The organism is Flavobacterium sp. RSB2_4_14, from assembly GCF_051547085.1.
Classification (GTDB): domain Bacteria; phylum Bacteroidota; class Bacteroidia; order Flavobacteriales; family Flavobacteriaceae; genus Flavobacterium.
In genome coordinates this window covers 829719-853842 of the sequence record NZ_JBPTTL010000001.1, presented here as the reverse complement: position 1 = coordinate 853842, position 24124 = coordinate 829719, and the positions used below count along the sequence as shown (strand labels likewise).

Sequence of the window (24124 nt, the reverse complement as noted above, 5' to 3'; positions counted from 1 at the left end):
CTTTGCTATATCGGTACAATTATACAAAAACTATTTTGTGGAAGTAACTTTTCTTTTATCTTTTTCTTGTGCATCAACTACAGCAACAGCAACCATATTTACCATTTCTTCAACGCTTGCGCCCAATTGAAAAATGTGAACTGGTTTTTCCATTCCTAACATAATTGGTCCAACTGAGTCAACTTTATAAAGCTCTTTCAATAGTTTATAATTAATGTTGGCAGCTTCCAAATTTGGAAAAATTAACGTGTTTACTTTCTTTCCTGCTAACTTTGAAAATGGAAATTTGTTCTTTAGCATTTCTGCATTCAAAGCAAAGTCGGTTTGAATTTCACCATCAACTATCAAATCGGGATAATATTTATGCAAATAAGCCACTGCTTCTCTTACTTTGGTAGCGCTTTCGTGTGCCGAAGAACCAAAGTTTGAAAACGAAACCATCGCAATTACAGGTTCCATGCCAAACATTCTAACTGTTTTAGCCGTCATCAACGCAATTTTTGCCAATTCATCTGCTGTTGGGTTTGGATTAATAGCAGTATCTGATAAAAACATTGGACCACGGTTAGTCATCATCATATTAGTTGTTGCAATCAAAGTAATTCCTGGTGCTCTTCCTATTAATTGCATCAATGGTTTTACAGTAGTGGGATAACTTCTAGAATAGCCCGAAACCATAGCATCGGCATCGCCTTCATTTACCATCATGGCTGCAAAATAATTGCGCTCTCGCATCCATCTTTGGGCATCGAGTTGAGAAATACCTCTACGTTGACGTGATTTCCAGTATATTTCGCCATACTTCAATCTACGTTCTTTTTCTTCCTCCGTTTTTGGATCTATAATTGGGACATCGGCATCAAATCCTAATTCTTCTTTGAGTTCTAAAATCAGTTCTTTATTTCCTAATAAAATAGGATGCGCAATTCCTTCTTCGTAAGCAATTTGTGCCGCTTTCAGCACATCAAGATGATCAGCTTCTGCAAAAACTACTCGTTTTGGCTCTGTTTTAGCACGATTGGTTAACAAACGAACCATTTTATTATCAGAACCTAATCGTTCCAACAGTTCTTCTTCGTATTTTTCCCAATCTGTAATTGGGTTTAACGCCACTCCAGACTCCATAGCTGCTCTTGCTACTGCTGGAGCCACAACAGTAATTAATCTTGGATCAAAAGGTTTAGGAATAATATAATCTCTTCCAAAGTTTAAACGTGTTTCGCCATAGGCAATATTCACTTGTTCAGGAACAGGTTCTTTAGCCAATGCAGCTAAAGCACGAACTGCTGCCATTTTCATGGCTTCGTTTATTTTTGTAGCTCTTACATCTAATGCGCCACGAAAAATATAGGGAAACCCTAAAACGTTATTGACTTGATTAGGATGGTCAGAGCGACCAGTTGCCATAATAATATCTTTTCTTGTGGCAATTGCAACATCATAATCAATCTCTGGAATTGGATTTGCCATTGCGAAAACAATTGGATTTTTTGCCATTCCAAGTAGCATTTCTGAAGTTAGGATATTACCTGCTGAAAGTCCTAAAAAAACATCTGCATTTACTAATGCATCATTTAGCGAAAGTCCCTTTTTACCTCTACAATATTTTTTTTGTAAATCTGATAAATCCTCACGGCCATCACTTAATACACCATGACTGTCAAACATGACAATATTTTCTAATTTAACCCCAAGAAGCACATACAAGTTTGCACAAGCCAATGCTGCCGAACCAGCACCAGAAACTACAAGTTTTACATTTTCAGCTTTCTTATTGGCTAACTCCAAAGCATTTAATAAGGCTGCTGAAGAAATAATAGCCGTTCCATGTTGATCATCATGCATCACAGGAATATTTAATTCGGCTACCAAGCGTCTTTCTATTTCAAATGACTCAGGTGCTTTGATATCTTCAAGATTTATTCCTCCAAAAGTTGGAGCGATGTTTTTTACCGTTGCAATAAATTCTTCAATGTCTTTAGTTCCAATTTCGATGTCAAACACATCAATATCAGCAAATATTTTGAACAATAATGCTTTCCCTTCCATTACTGGTTTTGACGCTTCAGGTCCGATATCTCCCAATCCTAAAACAGCAGTTCCGTTAGTAATTACAGCCACTAAATTTCCTTTGGCTGTATATTTATAAACGTTGTTGATGTCTTTGGCAATTTCCAAACACGGTTCAGCAACACCAGGAGAATAGGCCAATGATAAGTCTCTTTGGGTTGCGTATTTTTTGGTAGGAACTACTTGAATTTTACCAGGTGTTGGTTTGGCGTGGTATAAAAGAGCTTCTCTTCGCTTGCTATTTTTATTCATCTGACTAGTTTTTCTTCTGACTTACAAAGGTAGAAGACTGAATGTAAAAAGGAAACTTTTACTAGTTTCTTTTACAAGAAATTTTATTTAAGAAAATCAATATTTCTTTTCAATCCCTCTAGTTGTGTTCTTTTAAGTGGTGAGTTAGTGAATACTTTGGAAAATGTTTCTTCGGTGATTTCTTCCCAGTCTTTTTTGTTATAGGAAAGTAATTCAGGATAAGGAGAAAATAATGGTTCTTTGTGTGGTTTTGAAAATTTATTCCAAGGACACACATCTTGGCAAACATCACAACCAAACATCCAATCATCTAGTTTGCCTTTCATTTCGGCAGGAATATTTTCTTTGAGTTCAATTGTGAAATAGGAAATACATTTACTACCATCAACTACATATGGAGCAACAATGGCTTGCGTCGGGCAAGCATCAATACAGGCTGTACAAGTCCCACAATGATCTGTTGTGGCATAATCATATTCTAACTCTAACTCAATAATTAATTCGGCTACGAAATAAAAAGAACCCACTTGTTTTGTAATGAGATTACTGTTTTTGCCAATCCAACCCAAACCGCTTTTGGCAGCCCAAGATTTTTCCATCACTGGAGCAAAATCAACAAAAGCTCTACCATTCACTTCTCCGATTTCTCTTTTAATGCTTTTAAGTAGTTTAACTACTTTTTTTCTAATAATGTTGTGATAATCTTTACCATAAGCATATTTTGAAATCTTATAGCTAGCTTCATTTTGCAGTTCTGATGGATAATAATTTAGTAATAAGGAAATTACACTTTTGGCATCATCTACTAATAATGTAGGGTCTAATCTTTTGTCAAAATAATCAGCCATGTAATCCATTTTGCCATGCTGATTTTGATTTAACCAATTTTCTAATCTTGGCGCATCTTCTTCAAGAAAACCTGCTTTTGATATACCACAAGACAAAAAACCGAGGCGTTTGGCTTCGGTTTTTATAAAATTTGTATATCTTGATTTATTGTTAATCAAAACAATCCTCCTTGTATATTGGTTTTTATTTTTCCTAAATGTTTATAGGCTTTCTCGGTAACTTCTCTTCCTCGTGGTGTTCTAATAATAAAGCCTTCTTGTATTAAAAATGGTTCATAAACCTCTTCTATAGTTTCACCGCTTTCGGAGACGGCAGTTGCCAATGTTGATAAGCCAACTGGTCCGCCTTTAAATTTATCAATGATGGTTACAAGGATTTTATTGTCCATTTCGTCTAATCCATGAGCATCTACATGCAATGCTTTTAATGAATAACGAGCAATTTCAATATCTATTTTTCCATTACCTTTTATTTGAGCAAAATCACGAACACGTCGTAAAAGTGCATTAGCTATTCTTGGTGTTCCTCTACTTCTACCAGCAATTTCGATGGCTGCTTCCATAGTTATAGGCATTTTCAAAATACTTGAACTTCGTTGAACAATAGTGGTTAAAAGTTCTGTGTTATAATATTGCAACCTACTCTGAATTCCAAAACGAGCTCGCATTGGTGCGGTTAATAATCCTGAACGTGTAGTTGCTCCTACTAAAGTAAAAGGATTCAAATTAATTTGGACAGTTCTAGCATTTGGACCCGATTCAATCATGATATCGATTTTGAAATCTTCCATGGCGGAATATAAATATTCTTCCACCACAGGACTTAATCGATGGATTTCATCAATAAACAAAACATCTCTTTCTTCAAGATTAGTTAACAATCCTGCTAAATCTCCAGGTTTATCAAGAACAGGACCAGAAGTGATTTTGATTCCAACGCCAAGTTCATTGGCTAAAATATTAGCCAAAGTAGTTTTTCCCAAACCAGGTGGTCCATGAAATAATGTATGATCTAAAGCCTCACTTCTTTGATTAGCTGCTTCAACAAAAACTTTTAGATTATCGAGAACCTGCTCTTGTCCTGTGAAATCATCAAAAGATAATGGTCTTAACTTTTTTTCAAGATCAAGTTCTTCGGAATTAAAATTGTTATTTGTAGGATCTAAATTTTCGTTCATATTACAAATATATAATAAAGATGGATGAAAATAAAAAAGCCTTTCGAATAGGAAAGGCTTTTTATACTATTTTGTAGAAATGATTTAATGATGTAATTGTTCTTCACCTTCTTTCATTGGTACATTTTGAGGAACAAAATCTTCATCATGTCCTGGTTTACTGTAATCATAAGGCCATCTGTGAACCTCTGGAATTTCTCCTGGCCAGTTACCGTGTATGTGTTCAACAGGTGCTGTCCATTCCAATGTATTAGATCTCCATGGATTTTGAACTGTTCTTTTTCCGTAAAAAATACTACTGAAGAAGTTGTATAAAAATACTAATTGGAAAGCTCCACCAAAAAGTGCAAACATTGTTATGATAACGTTTACATTTTGTAAATCATCAAATAATGGGAAATTAGTATTAGTGTAATATCTTCTTGGTAAACCAGCCATACCGATAAAGTGCATTGGGAAGAATACGCCATAAGCACTAACAGCTGTTACCCAAAAGTGAACATAACCTAAGTTCTTGTTTAACATTCTACCAAACATTTTTGGAAACCAGTGGTAAATACCAGCAAACATTCCGTAAAGAGCAGAAATACCCATAACCAAGTGGAAGTGAGCCACAACGAAATAAGTGTCGTGAACATTAATATCTAAAGTACTGTCACCAAGAATAATTCCAGTTAATCCACCAGTTATAAAGGTAGAAACCAATCCAATAGAAAATAACATCGCAGGGTTTAACTGAAGGTTACCTTTCCAAAGTGTTGTAATATAGTTAAATGCTTTCACCGCAGATGGAATTGCAATCAACAAGGTTGTAAAGGTAAATACAGAACCAAGGAATGGATTCATTCCAGAGATAAACATGTGGTGACCCCAAACAATTGTTGACAAGAATGCAATTGCAATAATTGACATAATCATCGCTCTATATCCAAAAATTGGTTTACGAGCATTTGTTGCAATAACTTCAGAAGTAATCCCTAAAGCTGGTAATAAAATGATATATACTTCTGGATGACCTAGAAACCAAAATAAGTGTTCAAATAATACAGGTGAACCACCTTGATAATGTAATACTTCACCAGCAATATAAATATCTGACAAGAAGAAAGATGTTCCAAAACTTCTATCCATAATCAACATCAAAGCAGCCGAAAGCAATACTGGGAAAGAAATTACACCAATGATAGCTGTGATAAAGAAAGCCCAAATGGTAAGAGGTAATCTTGTCATAGACATCCCTTTTGTTCTCAGATTTATAACAGTTACAATATAATTCAAAGAACCTAATAAAGAAGCAGCTATAAATATTGCCATAGAAACTAACCACAGCGTCATTCCCGTTCCCGAACCAGAAATAGCTTGGGGTAAAGCACTCAAAGGCGGATAAATAGTCCAACCAGCACTAGCAGGTCCAGATTCAACAAAAAGTGATGAAACCATGATTACACTTGACAAAAAGAATAGCCAATAAGAAATCATATTCAACAAACCAGATGCCATGTCTCTTGCACCAATTTGTAATGGAATTAGTAAATTACTAAATGTTCCACTCAATGCTGCTGTTAATACAAAGAAAACCATTATCGTTCCGTGAATGGTAATCAAAGACAAATAAGCATCGTTTGTCATAACTCCACCTGGAGCCATTTTTTCACCTAAGAAAAATGAAAAAACTTTAAATGATTGTTCTGGCCATGCCAATTGCATTCTGAAAAGCAAAGACATACCAACACCAATTACTCCCATGATGATACCAGTAATCAAATACTGCTTTGCAATCATTTTGTGGTCTATACTAAAAATGTATTTAGTAATGAATGTATCCTTGTGGTGGTGTTCGTGTTCGTGACTGTGTTCTAAATTGTGAGCTTCTGCTGACATATGTTTTAACTTTTAATTTTTTAAATTATTTCATTTCTGCTTGAGCAACAACAGTAGTGTCCTTGCTTTTTACAGCTGTCGAATCGTTAGGTTGAGTTGCGCCTTCTTTTGAAGCTTTAGCTTCATCGGCTGCAGTTTTTACTGCTAATGCAATAGTCTTTTTGTCTTTTAACCAAATTTTATATTCCTCTGGTGTGTCAACAACAATCTTCATTTGCATATTATAATGAGATGTACCACAAATTTTGTTACATAACAACAAATAATCAAAAGTGTATGGATCAAGTGCTGGTTGCCCGCTAGCTACTAGATCAATACTTTTCTTTGCTCTAATAGCATTAATAGTGGCCACTTTTTCAATCATAGCTGGTTTATCTCTCATTTCAGCGGTAGTCACTGAAGGAATAAAAGAAAAACTTGTAACCATACCTGGAACACAATTCATTTGAGCCCTAAAATGCGGCATATAGGCTGAGTGTAATACATCTTGGGAACGCATTTTAAAAATAATCCTTTTGCCTTTTGGAATATGTAATTCCTTTGAAGCAAAATCATCTTGAGCATTTGGATCAGATAAGTCAACACCAAGGTTATTAACACCTTCAATATATCTCACATTAGCTTTTCCTAGAACGCCATCTTCACCAGAGTATCTAGCTTCCCAATTAAATTGTTGTGCATAAAGTTCGATAACAATGGCATCATCAGAATCTTTTTCATCAACAAACATAATATTTGTCCAAGCATATAAGCCATATAAAATTAAACCTGCTAATACTATAGCTGGGATAATACTCCAAATAAATTCTAATTTATTATTATCCGCAAAATAAAGCGCTTTCTGACCTTTTTTGCCTCTGTATTTGAAAGCAAAATAATGTAATAATGCTTGTGTAATGGTTTGAACTGCAAAAATCAAAACCATAGTAATCATCATGAGATTATCAACTTGAGGACCATGTTCTGAAGCAGAGTCACTCATTAATGGAAAATGACCATAATTTAGTAAACAATAAATTGTTGTTAGGTAAATAAATCCTAAGAAACCAAACATCAAGTAACCATTAACTTTATTATCGTTATCAGTTGCCACTTGACTGTTATTAACATTTCCACCTACTTGTGTTAAGTCGAATATTTTAGTTAACTGCCAAAGGGCAATAGCTAATAAAACTACAACTATAAGAACCATAAGAGTTGTCATTTGAAATTTACTTTAAATATTAATAATGAAAATGTTTACTTTCTTCAATAAATGGATTACGTTTAGGTACTAACGGCACTTTTGTTAAAGCGTTAAATACTACATAAATAAATAATCCAAGGAAGAACATGATTGAAGAAATCTCTGAAACTCCTACAAACCATTGATCTCCGACTGTTGATGGCATAATCATATTGAAGAAATCAACATAATGTCCTATTAAAATAATAATTCCTGCCATAACTATAATCCAAAATATACGTTTGAAATCCGTGTTGATTAAAAGCAATATTGGGAAAATGAAATTCATTACAAAAGCACCCCAGAAAGTGATACCAAAATCATTAATTCTAGTAACGAAATAGGTTACTTCTTCTGGAATATTTGAATACCAAATCAACATAAATTGAGAAAACCATAAGTAAGTCCAAAACACACTAATACCAAACATGAATTTTGACAAATCGTGAATGTGGCTTGAATTTACATTTTCTAAATATCCTTTTGATTTTAAATAAATTGTAACCATTTGAATTGCCGTGATACCACTAACAAAGAAACTTGCAAATACATACCAACCGAATAGCGTACTAAACCAATGTGGGTCAACAGACATAATCCAATCCCAAGACATAATTGATTCAGAAACAATAAAGAATACTAAAAATGCTGCAGACATTTTGAAATTCTTTTTGTAAAAAGTATTATCGTTTGCCTCGTCTTGCGCTAAACAATTCTTTCTAGAATAGTATTGATATAAATTCCAAACCACTAAAAAGATACCTGCTCTTGCAATCCAAAAAGGAAAGTTCAAATAGCCTGATTTACCTTTAATAAGTTCATCTGTAGCTCTAACTTCTTCATCCATCCAAATAAACAAATGATTAAAGTGAAAACCTGATAACAACAAAATAATAAAGAAAATAATGGAACCTGGTAATAAGTAAGATGTAACACCTTGCATTACTCTGAACAATATTGGAGACCAACCTGCTTGTGCTACTTGCTGAATAGCATAGAAAGCTAAAGCTCCTAAAGATATCAACATGAAAAAGATACATGCTACATAAAGTGCAGCCCACGGTTTATTTTGCAGTTGATGTAAAACATGTTCGGCATGATCTGCATGTTCATCGTGTTTGCTTATTTCAGCATGTTTGCCTTCTGAATGGTTAGCAGCTGTTTCTGGTTGATGACCAACCGACTCTTCTGTTGCATGACTAGATGGAGCTGTTTCGTGAGTTGCATGTCCGTGACTTTCAGCAGCAAGAATGGTTTCAACGTCTTGAATTGTTTTAGGTGCAGTCAAAAAACCATACCCAATACCCAACGCTCCAACAAGCATTAAGACGAATGAAAATGTTTTTAATTTACTAGAAAAGGTATACATATCTATAATAATCAGATTGTTCTATAATTACAATTTACTTTTTAATTCCATTACATAAGCAGCAACTAACCAACGTTCTTCTTGAGTTAATTGATTTGCATGTGAACCCATTGAGTTTAAACCATAGGTAACAACATGAAAAATACTTCCTTCATTAAACTGTCTGTCTTTGTAATTAGGTACTCCGAGAAACTTTTGTTGTTTAACTAATTTTCCTTGACCATCACCAGCTGTTCCATGACAAATGGCACAATAAATATCAAAAAGTTCTTGACCTTTTTTCATGTCAACTTTAGTTGAATCTAATGGTGATTTTAAATTTGCAGCTTTTACGGATATCAGTGCTTCGGGTGTGTTTGGATACTCATAAGGAACAAACCCTCTTTTGATAGAACCATCAGCTGGTATTTGTCCTTCTTTCCCTTTTAAACCTGTTGGTGAATTGAAAGCATCCGATTCTGAGTAGGTTTCATACGCTACAGACATATACATGTTTGGCATGTATTGGTAGTTAGGATTCAAATTATCTTTACAAGATGAAAAGGAAACAACTATACCTAATACAAATGCTATTTTAAGTAAACTTTTCATATCTATTATTAATGCTTATCAATTACTTTAACTTCTACTGCTCCTGTATTTTCAAAAAACTTAACTAAATCTGCTTCATTGTCATGAACAGCAACTTCCATCAAAAAATGATCGTCAGTAGTTCTTACATCAGGATTTTCAGCCTGTTTGAATGGCCATAATCTACTTCTCATATAAAAAGTAATTACCATTAAATGCGCTGCAAAAAATACAGTCATCTCAAACATAACTGGAACAAATGCTGGCATGTTTTGATAATAGGCAAAACTTGGTTTACCTCCAATATCTTGTGGCCAATCTTCAATCATGATGTAATTCATCATAATTGTTGCAACACTTAAACCTATACATCCATAAATGAACGCACAAATTGCTAATCGTGTTGGCGCAATTCCCATAGCTTTATCCAACCCGTGAACTGGGAATGGTGTAAAAACTTCTTCAATGTGATGATGTGCAGCTCTTGTTTTGTGAACTGCATCCATTAATATATCATCATCATTATATATAGCGTGTATTACTTTATTACTACTCATCGCAATTATTAATGTTTATCTGAATGATTATGACCTTCTAATTCTCTCTTTTTCTTGAAATTTTCACCCGAAGATTTCAAGATTGTTTTAACCTCTGCTTGAGCTATCACAGGGAAAGTTCTAGCATATAAAAGGAACAACACAAAGAAGAAACCTATTGTTCCTATGAAAATTCCAATATCTACAAATGTCGGTTGAAACATCGTCCATGATGATGGAAGATAATCTCTGTGAAGTGAGGTTACAATAATTACAAAACGCTCAAACCACATTCCAATGTTTACCACAATTGATATAATGAATGAGAACATAATACTTGTTCTTAATTTCTTAAACCACATAAACTGTGGAGAAAAAACATTACAAGTCATCATTGACCAATATGCCCACCAGTAAGGACCAGTAGCTCTATTTAAGAAAGCATATTGTTCATATTCTACTCCTGAATACCATGCAACAAATAACTCTGTAATATAAGCAACACCAACTATCGAACCTGTAATCATAATTACAATGTTCATCAATTCGATATGTTGAATGGTGATATAGGCTTCAAGATTGGATACTTTTCTCATGATGATAAGCAAAGTATTTACCATTGCAAATCCAGAGAATACTGCTCCAGCAACAAAGTATGGAGGGAAAATGGTAGTATGCCATCCAGGGATTACAGAAGTTGCGAAGTCAAATGATACAATCGTATGTACAGAAAGTACAAGTGGCGTAGCCAAACCTGCTAATACAAGAGAAACTTCCTCAAAACGTTGCCAATCTTTTGCTCTTCCACTCCAACCAAAACTTAAAATAGAATAAATCTTTTTATTAAATGGCGTTACAGCTCTGTCTCTTAGCATAGCAAAATCAGGTAATAAACCTGTCCACCAGAATACCAATGATACAGAAAGATAGGTTGAAATTGCAAATACGTCCCAAAGTAAAGGAGAGTTGAAGTTTACCCAAAGTGAACCAAATTGATTTGGAATTGGCACAACCCAATAGGCTAACCATGGTCGACCCATGTGAATAATTGGAAATAAACCAGCTTGTATTACAGAGAAAATTGTCATTGCTTCTGCAGAACGGTTAATAGCCATTCTCCATCGTTGACGGAATAATAATAATACCGCAGAGATAAGTGTACCGGCATGACCAATACCAACCCACCAAACGAAGTTAGTAATATCCCAAGCCCAACCAACGGTTTTATTTAATCCCCAAGTTCCAATACCTGTGGAAATGGTATAAATAATACAAGTTATTCCCCAAAGGAATGCTGCTAACGCGATAGAAAATACAGTCCACCACTGTTTATTTGCTCTTCCTTCTACTGGAGCAGCTACATCAACAGTTACATCGTGATAACTTTTATCACCTATAACTAAAGGTTTTCTAATGGGTGCTTCGTAATGAGACGACATATTTTAATTTTATATTTTAGATTTTAGATATTAGATTTATAAAACCGTATTTCTTACTAATCTATATTTTACAATTATTTTTAATTATAGCAAATGAATTTTTGCTATTGATTATATATTTCTTACTTTAACTTGATATACTACATTTGGTTTTGTTCCTACACTTTCTAACAAGTGGTAAGCTCTTTTATCAGCAACTAATTCAGTTATCTTATCTGTTTTATTATTGATATCACCAAATTTCATTGCGCCTGTAGAACAAGCACTTGAACAAGCTGTTGAAAACTCATCTGTTCCTACTTCTCTTCCTTCTTTTTTTGCTGTTAAAATAGTTAACTGTGTTTTTTGAATACACATGGAACATTTTTCCATAACTCCACGAGAACGAACATTAACATCAGGATTGATTACCATGCGACCTAAGTCATTATTCATGTGGAAATCAAACTCATCATTATTATTGTATAAGAACCAGTTGAAACGACGTACTTTATATGGACAGTTATTAGCACAGTAACGAGTTCCTACGCAACGGTTATAAGCCATTTGGTTTTGACCTTGACGACCGTGCGATGTGGCTGCAACTGGACATACTGTTTCACATGGCGCGTGATTACAGTGCTGACACATAACTGGCTGGAATACAACTTGTGGGTTATCAGCAGGATTTTCCATTTTTCTGAAACCTCCTAAAGAACCTTTTGTTTCTTCATCACCCATTATGAAACCACCCAAATCTAAACCGTCGAATTCTTTTTTCTTCTTATTATCTTCTGCAAAAGTATCTTCCGAAGAATAATATCTGTCAATACGCAACCAGTGCATATCACGGCTTCTTCTTATTTCATCTTTACCAACAACAGGAACGTTGTTCTCTGCATGACAAGCAATAACACAAGCCCCACAACCTGTACAAGCATTTAAATCGATGGACAAATTAAAGTGATGTCCAACCGAACGATCAAATGATTCCCATAAATCAACTTTAGTAGCTTCCACTTCTTTGTGATCTAATGAAACCATTGGAACAGGATTCCAAACTTGTGGTTCATCGTATTTTGCATTGAAAATGGTTAAAGTGGTTTCTTTAATAATATCACCTCTTCCCATCAATGTCTTTTGAGATTGAACACAAGCAAATTCATGTTCTCCATCTGCTTTTTTGATTGAAGCTGATTGTACATTATTGAAGTTAGCGTATAATGAATAGGCATTAACACCTACTTGCATTTCTTCTTTTAAAGCTGCTTTTTTACCATAACCTAGCGCTAATCCGATAGTACCGATTGCTTGTCCTGGTTGAATGATTACTGGAACTTGTACTTTTGTTCCATTCACTTCAAGTGTAGCATAACTTCCATTAAGTCCACCATTAGCAACTATTTTATTTTCTAATTCTAATTTTTCAGCATCTGCTTTAGAAATGGTTAAGTAATTATCCCAAGAAACTCTTGTGATTGGATCTGGCAATTCTTGTAACCAAGGATTATTGGCTTGTTGACCATCACCTAAACCTGTTTTGGTATACAATACAAGTTCAAATCCTTTAACCGGAGTTGCATTAGCCAAAGCACTAGCAGCAGCTGTATAATCAGCTGAACCAGCAGTAGCTCCAGATGGAGTTCCAACAATTACACCATCATGAACCGCTTTATTCCAACTAGTAGCATTAGAATATCCAACCGAGTTTGCTTTGATATAATCGTAATAAGAAACTGCATTTCCATTCCATGACAACAATCCTTCTTGGAATTGTTTTGAACTAAATAGAGGACGAATAGTTGGTTGCGTTAAAGAATAGGTTCCTTTAGTCAACATTAAATCATTCCAAGACTCTAAATAATGAGGTGAAGGAACTGCAATATTTGAAATCGATGCTGTTTCGTCTTCTTTCAAAGAGAACGCTACAGATAATTTTACTTTTTTCAATCCAGCAACAAAAGCGGTACTATTTGCTAAGGTATAGACAGGATTAACGCCACTCATAATCAATGTATGAACACTTCCGGCATTCATATCAGCAACTAATTGAGCCACTTTTTCGTTTGACCCTTTTCTTATTTGACGTGTTCCAATAGTTGAAAATGCCTCACTAGCTAGTTTTTGGTTAATCGCCAAAACTAATAGTTGAGCGTTTTTATCTTGAATTCCAGAAACTAAAAGTCCTTTTGTTCCAGCTGCTTTTAGTTGTTGAGCTGCTTTTGTTACTACATCTTCGTTCGCTAGTTTTCCAACATTAACTGAAGAACCAGTTATAATATTATATATTTTTACTAAAGCTAATTTTTGATTCGCCACAGTCATTGGTACTCTCTTGTCCGCAGCGGCACCTGACAAAGTCATGTTAGCTTCAAACTGATAGTGTTTTGACATTTTTCCAGCTTGTGGTATTCTTCCTTGAGCATAACCACTATCAAATCCGCCACCTTGCCAATCTCCAAGGAAATCAGCACCAACGGAAACTATAGTATTTGCTTTTGAAAAATCATAGTCAACTAAAGCTCTTTCGCCATAAACTGCCTCAAAAGCATCAAGAGCAGCCGACTCAGAAACAGCATCATAAACAACATGCTTTGATGTTGGATTTTTTGCAATAAATTCAGCAATTAATTTTTCAGTAGATGGACTAGCTAAAGTATTAGTTAACAATACAACTTGTCCACCTTTTGCTTTTGCATCAGCCAAACTTGCTTTGATTTTCAAATCAGCTTCTTGCCAATTTGCCTCTTTTTGAGCAACTTTAGTCACTTTGAGACGCATACTATCATACAATGATAATACAGAAGCATGAACTCTAGCATTGGCAGTAAACTTTGCTCCAGCTATGGTATTATTTTCAATTTTAATTGGACGTCCTTCACGTGTTTTTACTAATAAATTAGCAAAATCAAAACCATCAAACATTGATGTAGCATAGTAATCAGCAACACCTGGAATAATTTGTTCTGGTTGTAAAACGTAGGGTATGGATTTGTGTACTGGACCTTCACAAGCAGCCAATGAAGCGGCAGCTGTACTAAATCCAACGTATTTCAAGAAATCACGACGAGTTGTTGATGAAGATGATAATGATTCTTTGTCTGAAAGAAATTCATCTGTTGGAATTGCTTCCACAAATTCATTATTTCTAAGCGTCTCAACAATAGAACTATTTTCGTTTAGTTCCTCAACACTTTTCCAGTATTTTTTGTTCGATGACATCGTATATAAATATTAGCTTCTTAATTTTTGTTTCAAGTTTCTTTTTTCAAATTTAAGTTTCATTGTTTGAAACATTAAAATTGATGGCATTTTAGTAATGGCATTTACCACATTCTAAACCTCCCATTTGTGCAGCAGTCAATTTGTCAACACCATATTTTTTTGAAAGTTCTTCATGTATTTTAGTGTAATAACCATTACCTTCCATTTTAACATCAGTTTCGCGGTGACATTTGATACACCAACCCATTGTTAATGGTGCAAACTGTTTTTGAATTTCATATTCTTGAACTGGACCGTGACATTTTTGACACTCAATTCCGGCTACTGTAACGTGCTGAGAGTGATTAAAATAGGCAAAATCTGGTAAATTATGAATACGAACCCATTTTACTGGTTTGGTTTTTCCTGTATATTTTTGATTGTCTTTATCCCAACCTACAGCGTCATATAATTTTTGAATTTCACCATCATAAAATGCTTTTGTGTGTTCTGGAGTTGCAGTTGTATCTGAAACCTCAGCAATACTTTTATGACAATTCATACAAACATTCAAAGATGGTATACCAGCGTTTTTGCTTACTCTAGCAGCAGAGTGGCAATATTTACAATTTATACCGTTGCTACCAGCGTGAATCCTGTGGGAATAATGTATGGGTTGAATTGGAGCATAATCTTGATCAATTCCTATTTGCATTACCCAACCGTAGAAAAAGTAGCCACTGGCTAATAATAAGAAAACAGAAGACACTAAAACCAAAAATTGGTTTTTAGCAAATGCTTTCCAAATTGGCAATGAACCTTCTTTAGGAGCAACTTCAATTCCGTTTGCTTTTGCTACTTTGGTTAGCACATTATTCACAAAGAATAACATTACCACCAATAATAACATCACTAAGGACAAAGCACCAAGAATTACATTGTTTGAAATTCCACTATCATTTGCAGCAGCTCCAGGAACACCGGTCACAACAGTAGATGCTGGTGCATCCACTTTTTTCTCATCAGTGTATGCAATGATATTATCAATATCTGTTGTTGATAATTGAGGGAACGCAGTCATTACCGCCTTATTATTTTCCTCATATACCTTAACAGCTTTTGCATCACCTGATTTAATTAAAGCAGAGCTATTGTTAATCCATTTGTAAAGCCAAGGCTTATCATACTTCGCAGATACGCCTCGCAAAGCTGGACCAGTCATTTTTTTATCCAAATTGTGACAAGCTGCACAATTTGCATTAAATAATGCTTTACCCGCTACAGCATCTCCACCACCAGTTGCAGGCGCAGCTGGAGCAGCAGTTGTTGTTGCAGGAATAGCTGCCGGTGCAGCTGGTGTAGCATTTTGAGACAATGAAGTTAAGGAAAAGGTTAGCATTAAAGCTAAACAGAATAGTACTTTCCTTGAAATCGAATTATGGTTACCCACTTTTTTCATATAATATAATGATTATCGACTAATGTTGGTATGGTTTTACCTGAATATTTTTGAGTAAAAATCCACACTTTTTTAAAAACTTGGACAAAAATACGACTTATGAACTATTCTCAAAACCTTAAATATATCATAAATATCAATTTATATTGATTCTAAATAACGATTTGTGTTTTGATTAATTTATTAAGTTTTACATTTGTATTAAAATCAAATCATTATGATGCATTTATCAAAAATAAAGATTGTTTTATTAGTATCTTTTCTTCTATTTTTTGGCAAAAAAAGCTTTGCACAAGAAGGAAATATAAACATATCACAAGATCCTAAGTTTGAACAACTTCTTAACGAAAAAAGAAAAATTAATAGTTCGATTACAATCAATGATCGATATAAAATTCAGATTTTTAATGGTGATAGCGAGAATTCCAAAAAGATTTTAACGAACTTCAAAAAAGAAAACAAAGGACAAGATGGAACTATCGTTTTTAGCACACCTATATATAAGGTGTGGGTCGGCAATTTTAAAACCCGAATTGATGCTGAGAAAAACCTCAACGATTTAAAGAAAAAATACCCGAATGCCTTTTTGATAAAACCAAATAAATAAAAAAAGTCCCGATTAAAATCGGGACTTTTCACATCATGTTATTTCAACTTCTTTTTAACTTCTACTTCTTGGAAAGCTTCAATTATATCAAGTTGTTCAATATCGTTGTAATTTTTGATTTGCATACCACAATCGTATCCTTTTGAAACCTCTTTCACATCATCTTTGAAACGTTTCAAGGTAGACAATTCACCTGTGAATATTACGACACCTTCACGAATAAGACGAATTCTTGAGTTTCTGAATATTTTCCCATCAGTAACCATACATCCTGCAATTGAACCAACTTTAGACACTTTAAATATCTCTCTAATTTCAGCAGTTCCGGTAATTTCTTCTTTCATTTCTGGCGAAAGCATTCCTTCCATTGCATCTTTTAAGTCATTGATTGCATCATAAATAATTGAATAACTTCTGATGTCGATCTCTTCTTTTTGAGCCAATTGACGTGCATTTCCGGCAGGACGAACGTTAAATCCAATAATAATTGCATCTGAAGCAGAAGCTAACATTACGTCAGTCTCAGTAATAGCTCCAACTCCTTTATGTATAATATTGATTTGGATTTCTTCTGTTGATAGTTTTGTAAACTCACTTGACAAAGCTTCTACAGATCCATCCACATCTCCTTTAAGAATAATATTTAATTCTTTAAATTGTCCTAACGCTATACGTCTTCCAATTTCAGCTAATGTAATATGTCTTTGTGTTCTAACCGATTGCTCACGCATTAATTGTAAACGCTTAGTTGCAATTTGTTTTGCTTCTCTTTCGTCTTCAAATACATTAAATTTATCTCCGGCTGTTGACGCACCATCCAAACCTAAAATAGATATTGGTGTTGATGGCCCAGCTTCTTTGACGCTATGTCCTCTTTCATCATGCATCGCTTTCACTTTACCATGATTTTTTCCTGCTAATACATAATCGCCAACTCTCAAAGTTCCAGACTGTACCAATATCGTTGATACATATCCTCTTCCTTTATCAAGTTGTGCTTCAACAACGGTTCCAACTGCTGGTTTATTTGGATTTGCTTTTAAGTCAAGAATTTCAGCTTCAAGCAATACTTTTTCTAATAATTCTTTTACTCCAGTTCCTTTTTTAGCAGAAATGTCATGGGATTGGTATTTTCCACCCCAATCTTCTACCAATAAATTCATGGCTGCTAATTTCTCTTTAATTTTTTCAGGATTTGCACCTTGCTTATCGATTTTATTGATTGCAAAAATCATCGGAACTCCAGCTGCTTGTGCGTGACTAATAGCTTCTTTTGTTTGTGGCATAATATCATCATCAGCTGCTACTACAATAATAGCAATATCCGTAACTTGCGCTCCACGAGCACGCATCGCGGTAAAAGCTTCGTGACCTGGTGTATCTAGAAAAGTGATTTTTTGACCACCCTCTAAAGTAACCGCATAAGCACCAATGTGCTGTGTAATTCCACCCGACTCACCTGCAATAACATTTTCTTTACGAATATAATCTAGTAAAGATGTTTTACCGTGGTCAACGTGACCCATTACAGTTACAATTGGAGCACGAGTAACTAAATCTTCTGGTTTGTCTTCGACAACAGCTAAAGAGTCTTCAATTTCACTAGTGATAAATTCAACTTCATAACCAAATTCGTCAGCAACGATTGAAAGGGTTTCTGCATCCAAACGTTGGTTCATGGTAACCATGATTCCTAAAGACATACAAGTTCCAATAACTTTCGTAATTGGCACATCCATCATAGTTGCAATTTCGCCTACAGTAACAAATTCTGTTACTTTGATTGTTTTGCTTCCCTCTTCGATAGCTTGCATTTCGTCTTCATTTCTTTGACGGTGCGTATCTCTCTTGTCTCTTCTGTATTTGGCAGCTTTTGACTTATTTCCTTTACCTTGAAGTCTTTCTAAAGTTTCTTTAATTTGATTTTTAACTTCTTCTTCTGTTGGCTCAACTTTTTGAACTATTGCAGGACGATTTCCTTTTTGAAAACCTTGTTTAGGAACAAATTTTGATGGTCCACCTTGCGTATTTCCTCCGCTAGTGATAGCTGGTTTGTCTCCTGGTTTTGGCGGAATCCTTTTTCTTTTATTTTTATTTGCTGCGTTTTGCGCTGCTTGTGCAGCAGTTTGACCAGCTATAGGAGTTGCGGGTTTATTCGCATCCTTTTTAAAATCTTCTTTTTTCTTTTTGGGCTTGTTAAACTGAGACAAATCAATCACTTGTCCTGTTAAAGTAGCACCCGATAATTTTTGATATTGCGTAGTAATTGTTTCATCAACAGGAGCTTCTTCTGATGGCTTAACAACTGACGGTTTTTCTTCCTCAGCTTTTACATCTTTTTCTTTAGTCTCTGGTATTGGCGCAACTTCCTGCTTTTTAACGACTTCTACTTTTTCTGGAGAAATAGCCGTTTTAGTCGTTTCTTTAGAAGGAGTAATAGCGACTTTAGCTTTGGGTTCTAAATCAATTTTACCAACTTGTTTTGGAGCAGTAACAATTGCTTTTGCTTTAATTAATTCTGTTTTTTGACGCTCTTCTTCAAGTCTTCGCTTTTCTTCAAGTTCTTTTTCTCTTTCTAATCGAAGTGCTTCTTTTTCTTTTTTAATCTCTTCGCTTACCCCAATGGAAGCTTCTTTGTTTCCTTTGTCGCCTGCAAATTGGCCACAAAGAATATTGTATATATCATCAGAAATTTTTGTGTTAGAATTGTTTTCAATTGCAATTCCTTTACCTTTTAGGTAATCCACAGCTCTTTCTAGAGAAATATTTAATTCCCTTAAAACTTTGTTTATTCTAATATTTCCTTCAGACATAAAATCTTTTTAATGTTAACTTGGTTGAGAGAATGAATTAATCTTCAAATTCATCTTTCAAAATTCGTATTACTTCTAATATGGTTTCTTCTTCTAAATCAGTTCTTCTAACTAAATCGGCTACATCTTGGTTTAAAATACTTCTAGCTGTGTCCAATCCAATTTTAGCAAATTCATCAATTACCCATCCATCAATTTCATCTGAAAACTCTGTTAATTCAACATCATCTTCTTCTGCTGTAATTCCTTCGCGAATAACATCTAACTCATAACCTGTCAATAAACCTGCTAATTTGATGTTATGTCCGCCACGACCAATAGCTTTTGATACTTCTTCTAATTTTAAAAACACTTCTGCTCTTTTTTTCTCTTCGTCAATTTTAACCGAAGATACTTTTGCAGGACTTAATGCTCTTGTAATTAATAATGATGCATTGGTTGTATAATTTATGACATCAATATTTTCATTTCCTAATTCACGCACAATTCCGTGAATACGAGAACCTTTCATACCAACACATGCTCCTACAGGATCAATTCTATCGTCATAAGAGTCAACAGCTACTTTTGCTTTTTCACCGGGAATTCTCACTACTTTTTTAATCATAATCAAACCGTCGAAAACCTCTGGAATTTCTTGTTCAAATAATTTTTCCAAAAATTTATCTGCCGTTCTCGACATAATAATTTGAGGTTTATTTCCTTTTAGCTCAACACTTTCAATAATTCCACGAACGTTATCTCCTTTGCGGAAAAAGTCAGATGGAATTTGTTTTTCTTTTGGTAAAACGATTTCATTTCCTTCATCATCAATCAAAATTACAACTCTTGGTCGAACATGATGTACTTCGGCAGTATAAATTTCACCTATTAAGTCTTTAAATTGCTTATAAAGATTTGTGTTATCGTGTTCATGAATTTTAGAAATTAAATTTTGACGTAAGGCTAAAATAGCTCTTCGTCCTAGATCAATCAATTTCACTTCTTCTGAAACCTCTTCACCAATTTCAAAATCGGGCTCGATTTTTCTGGCATCCGTTAGGGTGATTTCTTCGTTTTCTAAATCCAAATCATCGTCAGCAACAACAATTCTTCTTCTCCAAATCTCCATATCACCTTTATCAGGATTGATAATGATGTCAAAATTATCGTCTGAACCGTATTTCTTTTTTAATGCGTTTCTAAAAACATCCTCCAAAATCGCCATAAGCGTTACTCGATCAATAAGTTTGTCGTCTTTAAACTCTGAAAATGACTCGATTAATGCAATATTTTCCATGCCTAATTTAATTAAATATTATAATAACAATTGCTTCTTTTATTTCTGAAAAAGGAATTTCTCGTTTGTGTTCCACCGTTTCTTTTCCTTTTCCTATTTTTTTTGGCTCTCTTGCTGTCCAAGAAAGTACAATGCTTTCATCTGAAACTTGTTCTAGTATTGCCTCGATAGTTTCGGTAGCTGTTTTTACCTGTAAAGTTCTTCCAATATTTTTGTGGTATTGTCTAACTAACTTTAGTGGAGTAGAAACTCCTGCCGATGCTACTTCTAACGAAAAATCTTGTTCTTCGCGATCTAAATTATTTTCAATTACCCTACTGATATCGATGCAATCTTGCAAAACCACTCCGTTATCACCATCCAAAGTTACGGTAATTTTATAACTATCTGAAATAGTAACATCCACAAGAAACAATGACGGTTTCTCTGACAATCCTTCTTCTAATATAGCAGTTACTTTCTCTTTAAATGTCATAGTTGTATAAAAAGAGGGAAGCATTGCTTCCCTCATTATTTAGTTTGAATGGTAAATAACGGTGCAAATATAGTTATTTTTTTATAAATCAAAAAATCCTTGTCGATTCAAAAAAAAATAATACCTTTATTGTGTTAAAAATTACAATCCAAAATTTACGCTTTATATTATGAAAAAAATTTTAGTCCCAACAGACTTTTCAGAACATGCTCATCATGCATTAAAAGTTGCAGCTCAAATCGCCAAAAAAAATAATGGAGAAATAATTCTTCTTCACATGTTAGAATTGCCTCACGAAGCTGGAGATGCAGTAGGTCAAGGAACAGATATTCCTGAAATTATGATTTTTAAAAATGCCGTCATGAACAAGTTAGAAGACTTAATGGATGATGAATGTTTAGAAGGCATTAAAGTATCTGAAGTTATTCAATTTGAATTAGCGTTTAATGGCATTATGAATATCAGTAAAAAAAATGATGTTGATTTAATTGTTATGGGTTCTCATGGCGCAAGCGGATTTAAAGAAATGTTTATTGGTTCCAATGCTGAAAAAGCAGTACGCTTTTCTGAAATCCCAGTACTTGTTGTAAAAAGAGATGAAGGAGATTTTAACATCAATAAATTTGTATTCGCTTCTGATTTCTCAGATGAAATTAAAGCACCATTCGAAAAAGTGGTAGAATTTGCTAATAAATTAGATGCTGAATTACATTTAGTAATGATCAATACGCCAAGTAGTTTTAAACCAACTCATATTGCTAATGAAATTATGAATAGTTTTGTTTCCAATTATTCGGTAAACAAATTTTCTACTCATATATATAATGATGTCAATGTTGAAAGTGGTATCTTAAATTTTGCCAATCTTGTTGATGCTGACTTAATTGGAATGAGTACTCATGGAAGAAAAGGTCTTGCTCATTTCTTTAATGGTAGTATAAGTGAAGATTTGATAAATCATGCTGTTAGACCAGTAGTTACTTTTAAAATCTAAAATAATAAAGATATAGAATCAAAAAAGTCCCGAGAAATCGGGACTTTTTTGTTGGTCTACAAGAAATGCCACTTGCTTAATTTGTAGGAATTAAAGAATTCACTAAAAAAACCTATAACACAATAAAATTAATACTTTAAACCATTTTTACTTACATTAATAGTTAAGTGTTATTAACTAAAATTAAGTTTAATTAAGAGATTTAGGGGAATATTAGGGGAAAACTATATATTTGTATTTTAAAGGTTAATACCTAAAAATCTACAAATGAAAGTAAACTTTATATTGAAAGGTAAAAATAATCCAACTAAGATAATCTGTAGGTTCAAACCAACTCAAAACTTCGATTTTACTCATACTACAATTTATTTTGTTAGACGTGAAGACTGGAGCAAAATTCAGCAAAGAGTAAAACAAAATGCAACTACTACTAATAGAAATTTGATAAACTCAAAATTACGTGAACTAGAAGATGTGATTTTTGACAAATGGAACTTGGATAATATAAACAAATCAAATATAACAAAAAACTGGCTAAAAAACGTTATTGATGGTTTTTCGGGAAAAGTAATAAATAATGAATTACACAAATTTTACTATACTGATTGGATAGATAACTTTATTTCGGATGCGCCAAAAAGACTTCACAATGGCAAGCCGATTTCGTACAAAACCATTCAACAATATGCTGTAACTCAAAAAAAAATAATTGCGTTTGAAAAACTGAATGATTTAAAACTGCGTTTTGAAGATATTGACTTAAAATTTTACACCAACTTTGTTTATTACTGCCGAAATAATGAAAAACTTGGCGACAACTCAATAAATGGACATATTAAAAACATCAAATTATTTTGTAAAAATATTGAGCAAGACGGCTTACCAATTAACATACAATACAAACATTCAAACTTTAAGGGTTTTGTAGCCAACACACAATACATATATTTTAAAGATGCTGAAATTGACACTATTTTTAATTATGATTTTAGCGATAATGAACGTCTTGCAAACGCTAGGGATTTATTTATTATTGGGTTAAGAACTGGGTTAAGGGTTTCGGACTTTTTACGTTTACAAAAACCAAATCTAAAGGAAAAAAACATTGTGATTGAAACAATTAAAACAAAACAAACTACCACGATACCAATGCATCCACAAATTGTGAAAATTTTACAATCCCGTAATGGCGAATTTCCTAGAACAATTTCAGAGCAAAAATTTAATTTATACATTAAAGAAATTTGTAAAACAATTGGTTTTTCAGAACTTGTAGAAAGTTCATTGCAAAACCCTAAAACCAAGCGAAAAGAGAAAGGTTTATTTGAAAAATGGCAATTAGTTTCATCTCACGTATGTAGGCGTTCCTTTGCTACAAACCTGTATGGAAAACTACCAAATAAAGTAATAATGGCAATTACTACCCACAAGAGCGAAGCACAATTTTTAGCTTATATAAAAACTACTAATGAGGAATTTGCAGAAATTTTAGGTAACTATTGGAATAAAGAGAATAACGAATGAGTCAAATAATACCAAAAAAGTATTTTCCTGATAAAGTCACTAAAGCTTTTATTTTTGATACTTATTCAAAAAAAGGCGGTATCCCTTTGAAGATTATTAGAAATGAAATAAACTATTATATCAGGTCTATGGGGGGAAATGTTAGAAAACGGAATTTAAATGACTTAGTAGTCTTGTACTTTATTGAAAGGCATGGATTCACAGACGAATATAAAATTTCCATAAAGATTGAAATTCAATTTCAAAAACTAGGATATACTAAAGACGAATATGGTAATTATAAGAAAAATAATAAGAATATCTAATTCGATATGTTAAAATTCACTCGTAAACTACCCTAATGAACTTTTACTAACCAGTACTAACCGTAACCTCCGCTTATAAACCTAACACTATTTAATACTACTTAATTTTACACCATA

At 33.8% G+C, this 24124-nt stretch carries 18 protein-coding genes; 4 read left to right on the top strand and 14 right to left on the bottom strand.

Translation table 11 applies throughout. The features are described from left to right. Nucleotides 1–30: 30 nt before the first annotated feature. The 11 genes from ACSVH2_RS03865 to ACSVH2_RS03815 all read right to left on the bottom strand — a co-directional run bounded on the left by ACSVH2_RS03865 (nucleotide 31) and on the right by ACSVH2_RS03815 (nucleotide 16010). Nucleotides 31–2322 carry an NADP-dependent malic enzyme gene (locus ACSVH2_RS03865; protein ID WP_438091838.1) on the bottom strand — a complete coding sequence of 764 codons (2292 nt, stop codon included), beginning with the start codon at nucleotides 2320–2322 and terminating at the stop codon, nucleotides 31–33. Between the two features lie 83 nt (nucleotides 2323–2405). Beyond that, nucleotides 2406–3329 (bottom strand): tRNA epoxyqueuosine(34) reductase QueG, encoded by a 924-nt coding sequence (gene queG, locus ACSVH2_RS03860; RefSeq protein WP_438091837.1) that lies wholly within the window; start codon nucleotides 3327–3329, stop codon nucleotides 2406–2408. Further along, a complete protein-coding gene (gene ruvB / locus ACSVH2_RS03855) occupies nucleotides 3326–4348 on the bottom strand; it encodes a Holliday junction branch migration DNA helicase RuvB (RefSeq protein WP_438091836.1) in 1023 nt (340 codons plus the stop codon). The genes queG and ruvB overlap by 4 nt, the downstream gene beginning before the upstream one ends. A gap of 84 nt (nucleotides 4349–4432) precedes the next feature. After that, nucleotides 4433–6229, bottom strand: a complete 1797-nt coding sequence (locus ACSVH2_RS03850; RefSeq protein WP_438091835.1) for a cytochrome c oxidase subunit I — start codon at nucleotides 6227–6229, stop codon at nucleotides 4433–4435. A gap of 25 nt (nucleotides 6230–6254) precedes the next feature. Then, complete coding sequence (locus ACSVH2_RS03845) at nucleotides 6255–7433, bottom strand: cytochrome c oxidase subunit II (protein ID WP_438091834.1); 1179 nt, start codon at nucleotides 7431–7433, stop codon at nucleotides 6255–6257. A 19-nt stretch (nucleotides 7434–7452) separates the two neighbouring features. Then, nucleotides 7453–8823 (bottom strand): quinol:cytochrome C oxidoreductase, encoded by a 1371-nt coding sequence (locus ACSVH2_RS03840; RefSeq protein ID WP_438091833.1) that lies wholly within the window; start codon nucleotides 8821–8823, stop codon nucleotides 7453–7455. 27 nt (nucleotides 8824–8850) lie between these two features. Then, complete coding sequence (locus ACSVH2_RS03835) at nucleotides 8851–9414, bottom strand: c-type cytochrome (protein ID WP_438091832.1); 564 nt, start codon at nucleotides 9412–9414, stop codon at nucleotides 8851–8853. 8 nt (nucleotides 9415–9422) lie between these two features. After that, nucleotides 9423–9950: a DUF3341 domain-containing protein gene (locus ACSVH2_RS03830; protein ID WP_438091831.1), complete on the bottom strand. Its 528-nt coding sequence runs from the start codon at nucleotides 9948–9950 to the stop codon at nucleotides 9423–9425. A gap of 8 nt (nucleotides 9951–9958) precedes the next feature. Further along, a complete protein-coding gene (gene nrfD, locus ACSVH2_RS03825; protein ID WP_438091830.1) occupies nucleotides 9959–11368 on the bottom strand; it encodes an NrfD/PsrC family molybdoenzyme membrane anchor subunit in 1410 nt (469 codons plus the stop codon). Between the two features lie 111 nt (nucleotides 11369–11479). Continuing rightward, nucleotides 11480–14569 carry a TAT-variant-translocated molybdopterin oxidoreductase gene (locus ACSVH2_RS03820; protein ID WP_438091829.1) on the bottom strand — a complete coding sequence of 1030 codons (3090 nt, stop codon included), beginning with the start codon at nucleotides 14567–14569 and terminating at the stop codon, nucleotides 11480–11482. Nucleotides 14570–14660: 91 nt separating this feature from the next. Next, nucleotides 14661–16010, bottom strand: coding sequence for a c-type cytochrome (locus ACSVH2_RS03815; protein WP_438091828.1), 1350 nt, complete (start codon nucleotides 16008–16010; stop codon nucleotides 14661–14663). 217 nt (nucleotides 16011–16227) lie between these two features. Between ACSVH2_RS03815 and ACSVH2_RS03810 the strand changes: the two genes are divergently transcribed. Next, complete coding sequence (locus ACSVH2_RS03810) at nucleotides 16228–16617, top strand: SPOR domain-containing protein (RefSeq protein ID WP_438091827.1); 390 nt, start codon at nucleotides 16228–16230, stop codon at nucleotides 16615–16617. A gap of 38 nt (nucleotides 16618–16655) precedes the next feature. Here the strand turns inward: ACSVH2_RS03810 and infB are convergent, their stop codons facing one another. The 3 genes from infB to rimP are packed head-to-tail and all read right to left on the bottom strand — an operon-like array spanning nucleotide 16656 to nucleotide 21184. Next, nucleotides 16656–19430: a translation initiation factor IF-2 gene (gene infB / locus ACSVH2_RS03805; protein WP_438091826.1), complete on the bottom strand. Its 2775-nt coding sequence runs from the start codon at nucleotides 19428–19430 to the stop codon at nucleotides 16656–16658. 37 nt (nucleotides 19431–19467) lie between these two features. After that, the gene (gene nusA, locus ACSVH2_RS03800; protein ID WP_438091825.1) at nucleotides 19468–20709 is read right to left on the bottom strand and encodes a transcription termination factor NusA; all 1242 of its coding nucleotides are present in this window, start codon (nucleotides 20707–20709) and stop codon (nucleotides 19468–19470) included. 7 nt (nucleotides 20710–20716) lie between these two features. Next, nucleotides 20717–21184 carry a ribosome assembly cofactor RimP gene (gene rimP, locus ACSVH2_RS03795; protein ID WP_438092260.1) on the bottom strand — a complete coding sequence of 156 codons (468 nt, stop codon included), beginning with the start codon at nucleotides 21182–21184 and terminating at the stop codon, nucleotides 20717–20719. Between the two features lie 169 nt (nucleotides 21185–21353). Here rimP and ACSVH2_RS03790 point away from each other — a divergent pair, with 169 nt between their 5' ends. From ACSVH2_RS03790 to ACSVH2_RS03780, 3 genes are all read left to right on the top strand, one after another. Then, entirely contained in the window at nucleotides 21354–22178 is an 825-nt protein-coding gene (locus ACSVH2_RS03790) for a universal stress protein (RefSeq protein WP_438091824.1), read from the top strand. A 267-nt stretch (nucleotides 22179–22445) separates the two neighbouring features. Next, nucleotides 22446–23702: a tyrosine-type recombinase/integrase gene (locus ACSVH2_RS03785; protein ID WP_438091823.1), complete on the top strand. Its 1257-nt coding sequence runs from the start codon at nucleotides 22446–22448 to the stop codon at nucleotides 23700–23702. After that, the gene (locus ACSVH2_RS03780) at nucleotides 23699–24007 is read left to right on the top strand and encodes a hypothetical protein (RefSeq protein WP_438091822.1); all 309 of its coding nucleotides are present in this window, start codon (nucleotides 23699–23701) and stop codon (nucleotides 24005–24007) included. The genes ACSVH2_RS03785 and ACSVH2_RS03780 overlap by 4 nt, the downstream gene beginning before the upstream one ends. The last annotated feature ends 117 nt before the right edge of the window (nucleotides 24008–24124 follow it).

Excerpts from the sequence above, each read along its gene's own strand:
- ACSVH2_RS03865 (WP_438091838.1), bottom strand. The coding sequence starts at position 2,322 with ATGAATAAAAATAGCAAGCGAAGAGAAGCTCTTTTATACCACGCCAAA.
- ruvB (WP_438091836.1), bottom strand. The coding sequence starts at position 4,348 with ATGAACGAAAATTTAGATCCTACAAATAACAATTTTAATTCCGAAGAA.
- ACSVH2_RS03850 (WP_438091835.1), bottom strand. The coding sequence starts at position 6,229 with ATGTCAGCAGAAGCTCACAATTTAGAACACAGTCACGAACACGAACAC.
- ACSVH2_RS03845 (WP_438091834.1), bottom strand. The coding sequence starts at position 7,433 with ATGACAACTCTTATGGTTCTTATAGTTGTAGTTTTATTAGCTATTGCC.
- ACSVH2_RS03840 (WP_438091833.1), bottom strand. The coding sequence starts at position 8,823 with ATGTATACCTTTTCTAGTAAATTAAAAACATTTTCATTCGTCTTAATG.
- ACSVH2_RS03835 (WP_438091832.1), bottom strand. The coding sequence starts at position 9,414 with ATGAAAAGTTTACTTAAAATAGCATTTGTATTAGGTATAGTTGTTTCC.
- ACSVH2_RS03830 (WP_438091831.1), bottom strand. The coding sequence starts at position 9,950 with ATGAGTAGTAATAAAGTAATACACGCTATATATAATGATGATGATATA.
- nrfD (WP_438091830.1), bottom strand. The coding sequence starts at position 11,368 with ATGTCGTCTCATTACGAAGCACCCATTAGAAAACCTTTAGTTATAGGT.
- ACSVH2_RS03820 (WP_438091829.1), bottom strand. The coding sequence starts at position 14,569 with ATGTCATCGAACAAAAAATACTGGAAAAGTGTTGAGGAACTAAACGAA.
- ACSVH2_RS03815 (WP_438091828.1), bottom strand. The coding sequence starts at position 16,010 with ATGAAAAAAGTGGGTAACCATAATTCGATTTCAAGGAAAGTACTATTC.
- ACSVH2_RS03810 (WP_438091827.1), top strand. The coding sequence starts at position 16,228 with ATGATGCATTTATCAAAAATAAAGATTGTTTTATTAGTATCTTTTCTT.
- infB (WP_438091826.1), bottom strand. The coding sequence starts at position 19,430 with ATGTCTGAAGGAAATATTAGAATAAACAAAGTTTTAAGGGAATTAAAT.
- nusA (WP_438091825.1), bottom strand. The coding sequence starts at position 20,709 with ATGGAAAATATTGCATTAATCGAGTCATTTTCAGAGTTTAAAGACGAC.
- rimP (WP_438092260.1), bottom strand. The coding sequence starts at position 21,184 with ATGACATTTAAAGAGAAAGTAACTGCTATATTAGAAGAAGGATTGTCA.
- ACSVH2_RS03790 (WP_438091824.1), top strand. The coding sequence starts at position 21,354 with ATGAAAAAAATTTTAGTCCCAACAGACTTTTCAGAACATGCTCATCAT.
- ACSVH2_RS03785 (WP_438091823.1), top strand. The coding sequence starts at position 22,446 with ATGAAAGTAAACTTTATATTGAAAGGTAAAAATAATCCAACTAAGATA.
- ACSVH2_RS03780 (WP_438091822.1), top strand. The coding sequence starts at position 23,699 with ATGAGTCAAATAATACCAAAAAAGTATTTTCCTGATAAAGTCACTAAA.